8 protein-coding genes and 2 pseudogenes are annotated in these 14,908 nt (G+C 33.6%); 3 read left to right on the forward strand and 7 right to left on the reverse strand.

The features are described from left to right. Positions 1-780: cache domain-containing protein (locus PVA17_RS22320; protein WP_274069013.1), on the reverse strand; the 780-nt coding region annotated here is incomplete at its 3' end. A gap of 746 nt (positions 781-1,526) precedes the next feature. On the opposite strand from PVA17_RS22320, the pseudogene PVA17_RS22325 reads away from it, so the two are divergent. From PVA17_RS22325 to PVA17_RS22330, 3 genes and pseudogenes are all read left to right on the forward strand, one after another. After that, positions 1,527-1,770: pseudogene (locus PVA17_RS22325) on the forward strand (DMT family transporter); the annotation flags it as partial. 41 nt (positions 1,771-1,811) lie between these two features. Then, positions 1,812-1,904, forward strand: a pseudogene (locus PVA17_RS25305) (metallophosphoesterase); the annotation flags it as partial. Positions 1,905-2,209: 305 nt separating this feature from the next. Next, a complete protein-coding gene (locus tag PVA17_RS22330) occupies positions 2,210-3,679 on the forward strand; it encodes a CPBP family intramembrane glutamic endopeptidase (protein WP_274069014.1) in 1,470 nt (489 codons plus the stop codon). A 340-nt stretch (positions 3,680-4,019) separates the two neighbouring features. Here PVA17_RS22330 and PVA17_RS22335 read toward each other — a convergent pair whose 3' ends face one another. From PVA17_RS22335 to PVA17_RS22360, 6 genes are all read right to left on the reverse strand, one after another. Further along, complete coding sequence (locus tag PVA17_RS22335; protein WP_274069015.1) at positions 4,020-5,516, reverse strand: methyl-accepting chemotaxis protein; 1,497 nt, start codon at positions 5,514-5,516, stop codon at positions 4,020-4,022. 2,168 nt (positions 5,517-7,684) lie between these two features. Then, entirely contained in the window at positions 7,685-11,095 is a 3,411-nt protein-coding gene (locus tag PVA17_RS22340; protein WP_274069016.1) for a S8 family peptidase, read from the reverse strand. A gap of 780 nt (positions 11,096-11,875) precedes the next feature. Next, on the reverse strand, positions 11,876-12,274 hold the full coding sequence (locus tag PVA17_RS22345) for a nuclear transport factor 2 family protein (RefSeq protein ID WP_274069017.1): 399 nt from the start codon (positions 12,272-12,274) through the stop codon (positions 11,876-11,878). Positions 12,275-12,278: 4 nt separating this feature from the next. After that, entirely contained in the window at positions 12,279-13,100 is an 822-nt protein-coding gene (locus PVA17_RS22350; protein WP_274069018.1) for an MBL fold metallo-hydrolase, read from the reverse strand. Between the two features lie 105 nt (positions 13,101-13,205). Next, positions 13,206-13,826, reverse strand: coding sequence for a DsbA family protein (locus PVA17_RS22355; protein WP_274069019.1), 621 nt, complete (start codon positions 13,824-13,826; stop codon positions 13,206-13,208). 772 nt (positions 13,827-14,598) lie between these two features. After that, the coding region (locus PVA17_RS22360) for a sensor histidine kinase (RefSeq protein WP_274069020.1) at positions 14,599-14,908 on the reverse strand (310 nt) is incomplete at its 5' end.

Below are 14,908 nucleotides of genomic sequence, written 5' to 3' on the forward strand. Positions count from 1 at the left end.
AATTGTCCCTGTGATTTTCCAATTTGTCAGTTCATTCGTTGTAAAGAACAGAATTCGGTCATCACCGTCAAAGACATAATCATACGTGCCCGATTTGCTGTCGTACATTTTGTCCACGAAGCTTTCTTTTATTTCGCTACCCGGTTCAATCGTCGGGTGTGAAATGACCATTTTATTTTCATCAAGAATAGAAGGATATCCATTTTTTCCGATACTGATAGAACTAGCGATTTTTTGGAGATTTGTCAATTTTATATCAATTGCTATTACCCCAGATTGATCTTTTATTTGACGAGCAATGGTTACGATCAAATCTCCAGTTCCTGCACCTATATAAGGCTCCGTAATTAGGACCTCTCCCTTTAATGCTGTAGCCTCTTTATACCAGTCTCGTTCTAAAGGATTGTAATCGGCGCTATTTGTTTTTGGTTCTAGAAAAAATGCTCCCTCATTGGTTCCAATATAAATGCTCTGAACATCTGGATGCAGCTTTATATATTGTTGAAATTTTGTTTTAACTGCAGACCCCTGCTGTTCATACTTTGAAGAATTGATATCCTCGCTAAAAAAAGTGATATCATTTATTTTTTCACTAATGGTCTTATCGATTAGTGTATTTAAAATTTCTACGCTTTCATTCGCACTAAAAAGTATTTCGTTTTTTATTGAATCTTTTGCTGATAAATACGATAGACTTCCTACAGAAATAACTGGAATTAGTAAGATAAGAGCAAATAATGTGTAAAGCTTGCCCTTAAAGCTTACAAATAACTTTTTCATAAACCGTTCTCCTTTTGTGCATTAGTTTTTAAGATGTGTATTTTGTACAATTTTGTGGTTTAGACTGAAAGAATACTGTTCACAACCTTCCCAAATTTTTCGTTTAAATATCCACCCTAAGCTTTTATCGGACGAAATACTCAAATCCAAAACCCCTTTTTCATTTTTTTGATTTTTCTAATATAAAACCTTCTATTTTTTCACTTCTTCATCATTCAAGTAAAAATAGAGCCCCTACCTACCATCCTGAATACAATATAACGAAAAATGCATTTATCCACTTTCCTGTAATAAAAAAGATTCTTTTGATACACATTTTTGGATACTGAACGCCCTAAGGAACCTTTTAAATACATAAATATCCACGCTATTTTCTTCTAAAAAGACTTCAAAAATGCTTAGGAATAAATCCTAAGCCCTTCAATATTTCTATTATTAAAGTTATTTTTGATCAATAAGATATATTTCTTTTCAACAAACGCACCCCTATAGTTAAAGTACAACTCTTCACAATATCGTTATAAGAAGAAAGAAATGATAATTGACAATAATTAAAAATTCACAATGGCAAAAAACAATAATGCTTTTTGCCTTTATTTTTTTTGAATGTGCTAAAAGAGGTATATATGGGTCCATGGAAACAAAAGGAATAGATAATTTTTTATAATGGTGTGACAAATGTCCTTTTGCCTAGGGGCGTTTTAGTTTTTAATTACGTTTTGGATAAATGAAATGAAGGTGATTTTTTGAAGGGAATACTATTTGCAGTTATTGGAGGAGCATTCATTATACTTCAAGGTACTTTTAATGCAAAACTTAGCTCGGATATCGGTATATGGTCGACAAGTATTATTACACATTTAATCGGTTTTGTTGTTGCAACTTCTGTATTTTTTATCAAGAAAGCAGGAACTGTGAAAGATTTAAAAAGTGTATTTAACATCTGGCATTTTTGGAGCTGTTATTATTTATGCAATGGGGATTACATTAAGGCTCATAAAGTTTTTTTTAATGCACATCCACGCAATCAGTTGTATGTAAACCGAGAGGTTGGTACAACAAGAATGCCTATACGCTTTTGGAGTAAGCCTGAACTTTCTGTTTTTTCATTAAAAAATCGATGATACTCGCAAGATTTTCTTTCCGTCTATTCTAGGAGAAATTGTTTTCTCCTGCTGTTTGTGGTATTGATCATTTTTGTTCCTGCCCCTTTTTTGATTTTAACTTAGATTATTCTATCACCAACTATATGGTTTATCTCCAATTTTAGGTGATATTTAAATAACTTTGCTTTCCAACCAAATTCATAATGAATTGTTAAGGTTCTCGTAAGATACTGTTTATCTGAAGATAATCTTTCTCTATTAAAATAATAATAGCAGTCGATATATATAGTGAAAAACAACAAACAATGTATTTAGGAGGATTTATGTTTAAAAGAAATAAGCATTTAGGTATTATTACAGCTCTTTCATTCGCAATATACATTCTACTACTTCTGTTCGGTTCATCTAAAACTGAATACCCATTAACTGATTTTACAAAAACAGATATTTATCAATACATCGGAACTGAGAGTGAAAAATTAAAGCTCCCACCTTTCTCTCCTGAAGACATTTCCATGGATGCAAAAGCGAATAATAGCATCGGCCGCTATGTAGAAAAAAATAAGTTTAATAAAGATCAATTAGCGTTACTTCAACAAGAGGTGCCCCTTTATTCAATTGAAGTTAATGCAGATAAGCAAGTGTATCAAATTAATCCTGTTACTGGACAATTAACAATGGCATCAGGAATCCAAATGCCTATCAGTGGACAAAAAGAGATAGTTAACTTCGTAAAGTCATACTTTGGCGAGGAATATGTTGCTCAAACGAAAGAAATTCCAGATAAAGGGGTTTTTGAAGATTGGGATCAGAAGTATGTTTTTACAGCTCCAGCATCACTACATGATATTACTAAAGTAATTGAAATTTATACAATCAATGATGCAATTGTAAAATTCCAGCATTTCGGGGAAGCCAATGAATATCCACTCACAGAGGAATCCATCTGGGCAATGATTACTCAAATTTTCTCGATTCTACTTCTTGGTGTGCTTCTCCTTATTGTTACCGTACAGCTTATTAAAAGGTTAAGAAAAAAGCAAATTGAGACCTTTTTCTGGCCATTCTTATGGTCAGCACTGGTTGGTTTTAGCTCGTTCTTCTTAGCTAGCGCAAGAGAAGGTTCCATAACTGGTTCGGGTGTGCTTGGGTCTGCAGTAATGGCCTACCTTACCTTCGCAACCTTGTTCATTCGTTGGGAGAAGTCTACCGAAAGCAAGGATACGAATATTGTTGAATGGAGAAACTCCATTTTCCAAGGGTTTCTTTTTATGCTCATTGGTTTTTCGTTAACGGAACTCTTCCTTTTTGTCGCTGGAATCTTTGGAGCATGGAAGTCCCCAGTGCTTAATTACGATCTCTTGATTAACGTCAATCCATGGATTCTTCCGATTGTTCCCCTTTTTATTGGTTTAAGCGCAGCCATTTGGGAGGAAGCTGTTTTCCGCAGATACATGATCCCATTTTTTGATCGTTTTTCTGTCGTTGCTTCTGTGATTTTAACATCATTTTTCTGGGGAATCCAACACTTAAGCTATGACGTATACCCATGGTATTTACGTATAATTGAATTTATGATTATTGGATCATTTTTCTATTTCATTTATAAAAAATTTGGCTTTAAAACGGCGATTTTCTGTCACTATTTCTATAATAGCTTGTTTACCTCACTCTTTTTATTCCGGGTTGATTTGAAAGTGGGAATTGTTGCTCTTATCCTTAGCATCAGTCCATTGCTAGTACTACTGCTTAAAACAAAATCTCAAGAGGTACGTATGAAAGAGCGTTGCTAAATATTGCTTGAATTAATGTGAATAGCGTAATTACAAAAGAAAGATTATAAGGCTAGAGCAAAAAAAGGTGTATGTATGCAATGTGGTAGTACAATGACTCCCCTGTTTCTACTCACACAAAAAAAGTAAGCCCGTCTTAATGTTCAACATGCCAAGAGTAGTATCATCAAGATAGATATTCAAAGAACAAAGACCAGGTTCAGCTGAGCCTGGTCCTTACAATTCTCTAGTTAACTCATCAAAAATTGTTTACCCACAATATAAAGAATTAAATGTTTGCCTAACATAAAATTGAGTATATCCTTGCCAACGCGGCAACGTTAACTTAAAATCACAGAATTTATTGTTGCTTCGAAAATTCCACCAAATCCTGTGACATTGTACCAATTTCATCTGCTGAGGCATTCAATTGTTCTGTAAGAGCGGCTTGCATTTGCGCAAGCTCACTAATTTTATCCATATAGTCAATAATTGTATCAATGGAAACCTTTATTTGCATTAAACTTGATTCAATATTACCTGTTGCCTCAGCTGAATTCACTGCTAATTTTCTTACCTCTTCAGCTACTACACCAAAACCTTTTCCTTGTTCTCCTGCACGTGCGGCTTCAATTGCAGCATTCAACCCTAGTAAATTTGTCTGATCTGCTATCTCTCGAATAAAATTTGAGATAAGCTGTGTTTCATTTGCTAACCCTTTAGCATCATTGGCAGCTCCTGTTGTTTTTTCTTGTGTGTTCGCGAGTTCCTGTGCCTGCATTGTAATAGCATTAATACCTACAACCATTTCATCAATAGAAGCTGATAACTCCTCCATACGTGTCATCGTTTCTTGCACATTTTGCTCTTTCATTTTTTCATGTGTAATATCTCGAATCGTTCCTGCCACTCGCAAAGGAGCTCCCTCACTATCACGAAGTGTAGTACCGCTTGCATGAAACCAGCGATATTCACCGGATTTTAACTGAAGGCGATAATCTACTTTAAATGGCGTACTCCCAGAAAAGTCTAATAAATGTGCACTAAATGAATCTAATGCAAACTGCTTGTCATCTGGATGCAAGCGGTCACTCCAAGAGCTCATAATATTCGGAAAATCGTGCTCATTCTTGAAGCCTAATGTTCTTCGAAATTGTTCACTCCACCAAAAGGAATTCTGTGGATTTAATGGATCGCCTTGATCTACAATCATATCCCATGGTGCTTCTATTAGAGCTTTATTAATTAAATCATAACGTGTTACATAGCCCTGTAATTTTTCCACTTTTATTTTTTTGTCATGAATATTCATCATCGTTCCTGTTATTTTATACTGATCATCAATAAGAAGAGAAACTGTTCCTGTAGTCCGTATCCAGCACTCTTGCCCACCACGAATGCATAACAAATGTTCCATAATAAATGGCGTTTGTGTCGCTAAACTCTCCTCTAGCATCTCTTTAAAATCAGAACGATGCGCCAATGCAATTAACTTCAGAAAATCTTGAAAACTGTCTTTAAGCGCATAACTATCCAATCCTAAGAACTCTTTTAATTCTGTCGAAACTGTAAATATATTGTTTGGATCATCTAAGCGTCCGTTCAACACTTGTAGTTCCCAAAGGCCCATTTCATTACTTTTCAATACATTATCCAATTTTTTCTGCAATTGCTCTTCAGATACTCGCTGAAGCTTATTTACTTGATTTAAATTATGTACTAACTGTTGTAATTCTTCATTTGTTGAGGCTAATGGATACTCATAATCAAATTGACCCTGTTTAGCCAATTGCAATTGAACCTCACTCAATTTAATTAGATTACCAATTGATGTGTTCTGTTCCTTTTTTAAAAACATTCTTAGTTCCTCCTCTATGTGACTAAATCTCACGATTAAGATTATGAATCTTAAATCATGTTTCGTGCTTTCACATTATAACCGACAAAATAGTTAAAAAGCACTCAGAAAATGTTATATCTTTTTAAAAAACATGCGTCATTACTAATTTTCTCTAGTTACGAGCATGTTCAAACAATTATTCATTAAATTAACATCAAAAAAGTCTTAGATTAACTGTAAAGAATGTTATTGAAATAAGTAATGATATTTCACAAAAAATAGCAGTACAGAGTGAATGATTCTTCACCTGTACTGCCCAGCTTTACAATATTTTAATGTTTAAATTTCAACACAAAAACTGTACCTTCTGCTCCCGATTGGACACTAATAGATCTATAGTGCAAATCGATTAGCTGTTTTGTAATAGCCTGTACCCGTTGTATCGTCTGTAGTATTAGTACCTCGATGTGGGGTTAGTTTATTTGGCATTTTAAAGGGAAAGAACCTGCTGAAATAATAGATGAAGATGGGACGATGTTTTGGATAGAAAGGCTAAAGTAATTGAGTCTTTCTAGTTGAGGTTCTTTTTTCTTTTTATGTTGCCAAAGATATTTGCTAAGATAGCATATATTAAGTTAGCAATTACAAAGGCACATGTAAAATATAATGTATAATATATAAACGTCAGCATTTTAATATCCTCCTTCTGTGCGTCCACATATGTCAAAGCTGTTCAAATGGATCTCGCTTATTTAAAGTAGAAAAAGCTACACATTTCAAACTATACTTTCCTATGATTACAAAATAAAAAATAAGTAAATTTGCAAGTAATATCCCAAGTAAACTAAATACAATCAATAAAAGAAACTCGTTTTATTTCCAAAAAAGTAACTTCCCTATTCACTATGTCGCTATTAGACCAAAGGACCTCTATGATGTTGAACTTCATTGGAGTCTTTCTAGTTGAGGTTCTTTTTTCTTTTTATGTTGCCAAAGATATTTGCTAAGATATCAAATATTAAGTTAGCAATTACAAAGGCACATATATAACATATAAATGTTAGCATTTTACTATCCTCCCTGTGCGTCCACATATGTAACCTGTTCAAGTGGACCTCGCTTATTTTTTTTAGTAGAAAAAGCTCGCTACACATTTCAAAATATATACTTCCCTATGATTCCAAAATGAAATATCCTAAGTAAACTAAATACAATCAATAAAAGAAACTCGTTTTATTGCCAAAAAAGTAACTTCCCTGTTCATTATGTTGCTATTAGACCAAAGGGCAACTTTGATGTTCCACTTCATTGGGAGTCTTTCTAGTTGAGGTTCTTTTTTCTTTTTATATTGCTAAAGATATTAGCTAAGATAGCATATATTAAGTTAGCAATTACAACGGCAAGTGCTACATATAAATACGTCAGCATTCTATTAACCTCCTTCTGTACATTCAGATATGTAAATTTTGTTCAAATGGACCTCGCTTATATTATTTAGCTCGCTACACATTTCAAAATATATACTTTCCTATGATTCCAAAATGAAAATTAGTAAATTTGCAAGTAATATTCCAAACTAAATCCTTGCATACAATCAATAAAAGAAACTTGTTTTATTTTCAAATATGTAACCGTACTATTCATTCAATATAATGTAAGTATATTGGAATTACCTTATAGTAAAATAATGGGCTCCTTAATAAAGGCTTAAAAGCTCAAAATGACTATTAAATAGATAGGGGAGCTTTGACAAAGACATAAGCAAAACTAATAAAATCGACTATATTTGTAAGAAACCTTATGAGTTGCTTACATTCATTTTGTGATAATGCATTCATTTACTATATTAGAATTGGTCCTTTTCAATCTTTCCTTTATTTTTCCAATGAAGTTTCTAGGATATTTTCTAGATAAAGTCGATAATTTGGTACTGGTACATGAATCAAGTTTTAGTGTTGATTTGTGAAGACCTCTATACTCGTCGCAACACTTTCGGTATAAAAATTATTTGCTGAAAGAAGTTAAACAACTTTATTGTTACTTAATATCTCTGCTTCAATTTAGCCATTTTAAATTTTTATTATCCATGCACAAAAAATTTTGATTTCGAATATAAAAAGTCCCCTAGATTTTTCATATCTAGGGGACTAAAATAGTGCCTCTCTTCACTATCTTTTATCCTAATCTTATATTATTTCAAGTGTATATGGCTTTGTACTAGCTCTACCGTAAGAATCACTTACTTCAATATAGTACGTTCCTTCATCCAGTTGGACTGTACCTACTTCAGGATCACCAGCTCCATGAAGATCTAAAATCTCTACTGTTTTTCCTTTTGCATCAATAATACGAATGACGCCATCTAGTGCTTTTTCTGTTTGGAGAGAAAATAACACATCTCGTTTGCGGTCATTGTTAAATTCAAAATAGTCCTTATCACCAAATGGAACACCTGCATTTAGATATTGAGTAGCAACCCATTTATCGTCTTTTTTCGTAAGTATAGTTGGCTTTGTCGGTATACCGTTAACTAACTTAGAATCTGCATCTTCATCTACTTTTTTATGATCAAACAAAGTTAAAGTATACGGTTGAACCGATACTTGTTCAAACGCTTTCTCAAAAGCAATTAAATAACCGTGATCCTTTTTAGCTTTAAAAGAGGTATCTAAGTTTTTTCCTTGTCCAAATTGAATTGCCGTTTCCCATTCTTCTCCATCAATTTCCATATCGCCATTTGTATCTTCAATAAGGAAGCCTGAAAATACCAAGTCCTTTTGAAGCTCTTTAGGTAATTGATCTAGCTGTTCCTTTGTGAATGGTACGGAAGAAACATGAATACTCATGACCTCATCTTTCCCCTGGTGTTTATAATAATAGTAATCAGCATCATCTTGATAAATGAGATGATTTTTATAAGTGATACCAGGTTGAATCATTTGAGGTGTTTCTTCCGTCTTATTATCTCTATTATAGGCTTCTGGCATAGCTGCTATTTTACTTGTTTTTAGTGTATATGGTTCAGAAGAACGATCACCAAGATTGACTACTTTCACAACATAGGTTTTGCCCTTTTTCAATGCAACTGGCTTTGTATCATTTTCATTATTTGTTGATCTAAGAAGTTGATCGATACGTCCCAAACCATTGGTTAATGAAGTAACTAGGTTTAATTTATTTGTTTCCTCATCATATTCATATAGAGTACTAGCTGGTAATTGGTTCATACCTTTTTTAAATTGGAAACCATATAAGGCATCTTCTTTCGCTGTAAATAAGAAGTAATCTTCATCATCTTCTGTTTGGAAGTATGCTTTTTGATTTTTACCAATATCAAAACGAATCGCTTTCTCCATAATTAAATCCACGTCACTTAAATCCACGTCTTCTGGATTTCCAGAGCCATCTTGAGGCGAGAACTTATTCAGTAAATCAGTTATTATTTTAGGTAATTGAGCATTTTGTACGTTATTTTCTAGCATTTCTTTATTTAATGGAAGCCCATCTTCGTCTTTAGGAATGGTAACGATTTCACCTTTTAATGTGTAAGGAATGATGGATTCACTTATAATATTTTCAGTGCCTCCGCTAAGGAAACTCTTAAGTAAAGTATCGAAAACGTTTCTATTAGTTACGCCTATTACATACTCTTTTTCAGGAATAGCATCGACAACAAGGCTTACTCCATTGCCTTTATCCGTTCCGAAGGATGCTTGGACTGGATGGGCGTTTATATCTTTATCTAAGTCCTCTTTTAGATAAAGTTCCAAAGATGCTTTTGTAACACCTGGAATACCAGATAAATCAAATTTCACTGTCGTTGGTTTATTTACTGTAAATGTAAAATAGTCTTGGTCTCCTTGATGATCTTCAGAAAGTAGGGTATAGTTTTTTCCCACTGTACTGAATGGGAATTTTTGAATCTTCTCCATATGCTCCATATCTAATGAATCAATTGGCAATTTTTTAATCGTTTGAGCTGTGAAGACGTAGTTAGAATCGCCCTTTGTGCTATAGCCGCCATTATAATCTTTAACACCAATTAGAAGGGTACCCTTTTGAACTGCTTTATATAGGTATCCTTCTTGCTTTCCTACGCGAACGTCATTGATGTTGATAGGTTCTACTTCTCCGTTGTGACCTTCAGGGTAAAAGTACAAATCAAATGCATAATCGTATTTATTTGCACCTTTTAGTGTTAGTTGAGCATATTCATTTGCTTCGAGATCTACCTTGTACCATTTCTTTTCGTCCGGCTGCTTGAATTCACCTTTTTCCGTATTCAATATATTCTTTTTAAGGACTTTTGCATTTTTCACACGCTCTTCTTTTGTTTCGGAATACTGTTTAGGTAAATTTTTTAAGTCGAATTGCAATGCTTTTACAGGATCGACAAGCCCATGTCCAAATGTAAGATCATAGCCCTTCTCCCCTAAATCCTTTGCGGTCATTTCAAGAATTGCTTCTATTTCATGAGGCTTTAAATTTGGATATTTTGATTTTAGTAGAGACGCTATACCTGCAACTACAGGAGATGCCATAGATGTTCCACTATCTACTTTAAAGGACGATCCTTTTTTCTTACTATAAAATGTACTGTATATATCTTCCCCTGGAGCTACTACGTCAACTGACGGACCATAATTTGAATAGTAGGACAGTTCATTTCTGTCATTCGTAGAACCTACGCCAATAACGCCTTCGTAAGAAGCAGGGAAGGAGTAATCATCTGTCGATTCATTTCCAGCAGCTGCAACAATAGTAATTCCTTTATCAATGGCTTTCTGAACGGCATCCTTCAGTAGTGAATTTTCTCCATAGCCGCCAACGCTCATGTTAATAACATCAGCACCTTGCTCAATAGCGTAAAGTATTCCTTGTGCAATGACGAAATCATTGGCCCCTTCTCCCCCATTGAATACATCAATTGGAAGGATTTTAGCATTTGGATTAATCCCATGTCCTCCAATACCATTATCTTTTGTCGCGCCAATAATTCCTGCTACGTGTGTTCCATGGCCATCAGGATAAGATGTATTGGCAGGTGCTGCAGCATTATATGGTGGAAGCACTTGAGATTTTAGATCCGGATGTTTAAAATCCACACCACCATCGATAACGGCTACTTTTACCTCGTGATTGCCTGCTAATTCTAGAGCCTTATCAATTTGAAGTAGGTTTAAATGATACATATCCTTTTTCTTTGGATCTCCTCCTGTGCTAAAGGAATGATACACGTAGCTTGGGGATACACTTTTAACTCCTTTTTGCTTGGCATAATATGAAACCGCTTTTTCTAAAGTTGTTCCTTTGTTTAGTTTGATAACATCGTATCCTAATGAAGGAATCGATCGGATCACTTTTGAGCCAATCTGTTTATGTACATTCTTATCAAGACCTGAATGTTTGACGATAATGGTATCCTTACTAATCCAATCCTTTTGATTTTTCAATGTTCGTTCCTTATTGCTAGCCAGTTTCACTAATTCTTGGTTTTTCGCTGTTTTTTGTGGTGCTTCAGCAAAGGCAGAAGTAGTAGGAACCATTAGTGCAGCAGTTGCTACTATAGCAATTGATTTTTTAACCCAGTTCTTCAACTGTTTTACCTCCTTGAATGTTTTAATGTGAGTCACATCTGTACTACATTGAATGATAGATTTCATTAATGTAGTGTAAGTATATTGGCATATCCTTATAGTAAAATAATGGACTCCTTAACAAAATCTTAAAAACTGAATAAGAGATTTATAGTAGATTAATGGGAATAAATCGAGTTTCTTTGATTGATTGTATACGCGGATATAATTTGCTGGGGAGATTACTCGTGAAGTAATAATAGTAGATATGCCTAGTTAATACACTAGGATCCATCGGGTGATTGGATTGAGAAATAAATTTATTTTTGCTATTAAGCATTTTTTGTTAGTTTATCTTCTTGTAAAGGAAGAAAAAGATCTTGTTATTGTAAGTTCTTCTGTTGAATTCGGTTCACTACAAGACTCTGATAATAAGGAATTACATTTTCGTATTAAAAATAACAGTTAGAATGAAACCAGAGTTAGGCTAGAAAATTTGATTTATTATCCAGATACTTATTCGTGACTTAATCGATACGGAAAGAATCAAAGTTTCTCACACATATTAAAACACAACCTTTGCCGAGTAATGCAACAATAGGTATTATTACTCGGAAGTTCAAACGAAATAAGAAAAGAATTTACTATAGATGCAATAAGAAAAAAATAGAGAAAGAACGAAGCAGTCATTGTGGAAATTTACGATGATTCTAGAACATGTGGAAACATATATCGTTGTAATTGTTATAGCGTCAGGAAAATAAGGTTATCCTGACGCTACCCAAGTAAAGTTACAAACAACTAATTTGAAATTATTGCATTATTGACAGTTGCGCTGTCCACGATTTGAATAAATTTTTTAACCTTATCATTCTCATCAAATTCATATAGATGGCAAAAGTCTGCTACAAATGATTTTCCTGTTGCTTTATACGTCCCACTATATTTTCCGTAGACGATAACAGTGTGATTATTAAACGCATAGATTTCATCTTTTGCAGAATAGTCATCCCATTCGGTTCCAAGGCGTTCATGTACGTTTTTCACTACTTCATTTGGACCTACATAAGTACCCGCATAAGGAAATCCAGCAGCTTCTGTCCAAGATACATTATCACTTAAATACGTTTTGAAGGCATCCAATTTACCTTCACCAGTTAATACATATGTTTCATGTAATAATTTTTGATATTTATTCATAATATTAACCCCAAGGAATTTCTTTCATTACAACTTTAGCACTTAATTCTAATACGCCTTTATTTGCATAGCCTGGATATGCTGCTTCAAGTTTTGCAACAAAATCCGTAGAAGTTTTACTTACTTCAGAAGAGTTAATTGCCGTTTTTAGATAATTGATAGTGGCAATAAGTGCTTGATTATCTAAAGATTTTTCAATTGAACCATGGCTTGGTACGATTATATTAGCATTTAATCCTTGTAACACTTTCAAGTTTTCAATCCAAGATTCCATTGCTTCTTTTGAGCTAGTATCTGCTAAGAAAACGTGTATTTCGTTAAATATATCAATGCCACCAATCAATAATTTTAATTCCTTGTTAAATAAGCTCGTTCGGTAATTATCTAAGCCTACAAGTTCAAATGTTAAATCTTGAAAGTCAATTGTTTTTTCTGCTAACACTTGAGGCAATACAACATTACTTGGTGCGTTTTCTCCAAGTGCATCTTTCCAAACTTTTAACTTCCCTAAGACAGAATGAATGATATGTTCAACAGTAGATTCTGTAGCATACGCAATGGCTTCTGGATACGCTGCTTTAATACTTTCTAATCCAAAGTAGTAGTCAGGATCTCCATGAATAATGAAAATTTTATCTAATGATAAGTTATTTTTTTTCAAATAATCAACAATTTCTTTCGAATCGGATTGCGTAAATTTCGTATTTATTAGGAATGCATGTCCTGCCTTTTCAACTAAGGTTGCAGTCACCATAAAACTTTTTTCTTCAGAACTAAATATCGTCAATTTCACATCATTTTGATTTATTTCGATTGTTTTAAACATACAATTTTATCTCCTTTTTGGTGAGGTTATTTAAGTTTTATTAGTTTCACATGAATTATAAATACCCAAACTTTCATAAAATCATTACATTTTTACCCCCTTTGTTTAATACAAATCTTTAAAACGCTCTTCAATTTTATCCGACGTCATTACTCCGCCACCAATAGGAATTAATTGATTATCCTTGTGTAGAAGTAAAGAAGGATAACTATTTATACCAAGTTGTTGAACCATATTGAAATCATTTTGAACTTCTAGTATAGTTTCTTGAGATTTTAGCCGCTCTAGTACTTGTTCAGGATCCAAATGATGGTCAATAGCTATCTTACGATATGTTTCAGGATCGCTCAGACTTTTCCCATCATAATAAAACGCTCTTTGCATAGCTGAAGTAAATTCTAACAAACGGTTCGGTGCTAGTGAACGTAAAGCTGAAAAGCCAATTGCAGCATCTTTGGAATTCATAGTAAAAGTACCTTCTGACACCAAAGCCTGATATGAAGGACCAAATTCTGCACCAGTAAGTTGATTAATTCTTTTATTACCTTCTGATATATATGAGAATTTTTTTATTGGTAGATTATCTAAAAATAATCCTCCAGATAAAACAATTAACGGCACTTCAGGGTGTTTTTTGTAAAAACCTCTAATACTTTCTGAAAATCCATAGCACCATCCACAATATGCATCCCATACATATATAAGTGTGTCTTGTTTTGTCTCCATTAAAAACGCCTACCTTTTTTTTATTATGAACCAATCTCGCTGTTACTTATAAATTCTCAGCTAATTTTTTAATCGTAGAATTGCATCTTTTGTAATCTATTGTGCTTTTTCAGGCGAATTAGCCTTCAAATCGAAAAATTACATCATTAAAAAATTTCGAGCCCCAATTCTAGTTCTGCAGCTTGACTTCAGAGTAGAAAGCACCACGTGTTTGAATTTGACAATGCTTTTCACCTGTAACAGTTGTTGTTACAACCTGTTGTAACCATTATAGTTACAATAGGGATAAAAGTCAATTCTTATAAGTCCAAAAATCAAAATCTCTATATAAACGTTGATATATCAACGGTTTAAGCGTTATCAAATTGGTGAAAAAATAAAAGAAATGTAAGAACTATTTGAATTAATTAAACAGACTAAAATCGTTTTGACGGTAAAACACTGGGTATTTTTTTATCAAATTGTTCCATTAATAAAATAACGATGTAATGACATAGATATAATCTCATGGTTATCAAAAGGAACAAGTTCTTTTTATTTCTTACCTTCGAATGTTTTTATTAAATTGTAGTTTGTGTGTGAATCTACGTTTTACTTGATAAAATCCTATTTCGAAACACTTCAAGAGAGTTTCGTTGGATGATTTGATGTTTTTTGTTAAAACAACTTTTCCTAATCTCACCCAAAATTACATTTAGACTTTAACACTGTTCAATTTCACAAAAAAAAGCAATACAGAGTGAATGATTCTCCACTTGTACTGCCAAATATTTTAATGTTTAAATTTCAACACAAAAACTGTACCTCCTGCTCCCGATTGGACACTAATCGCTCCATCATGCAAATCAATTAACTGTTTAGTAATAGCCAACCCTAGTCCTGTACCCGTTGTATCGTCTGTAGTATTTGTCCCTCGATAATATCGCTCAAAGAGGTTATCGAGCTCCTCCTGAGGAATTCCCGGACCTTGGTCGGCGATTGTCAGCATAATCTCCTGTCCTATATTTTGCGCTTCTACATTTACCTTTGTACCGTCAGGCGTATATTTTTTAGCATTCGTTATGAGATTATCTAAAATGCGC

It is taken from the genome of Lysinibacillus sp. CNPSo 3705 (assembly GCF_028674935.1).
Taxonomy (GTDB): domain Bacteria; phylum Bacillota; class Bacilli; order Bacillales_A; family Planococcaceae; genus Lysinibacillus.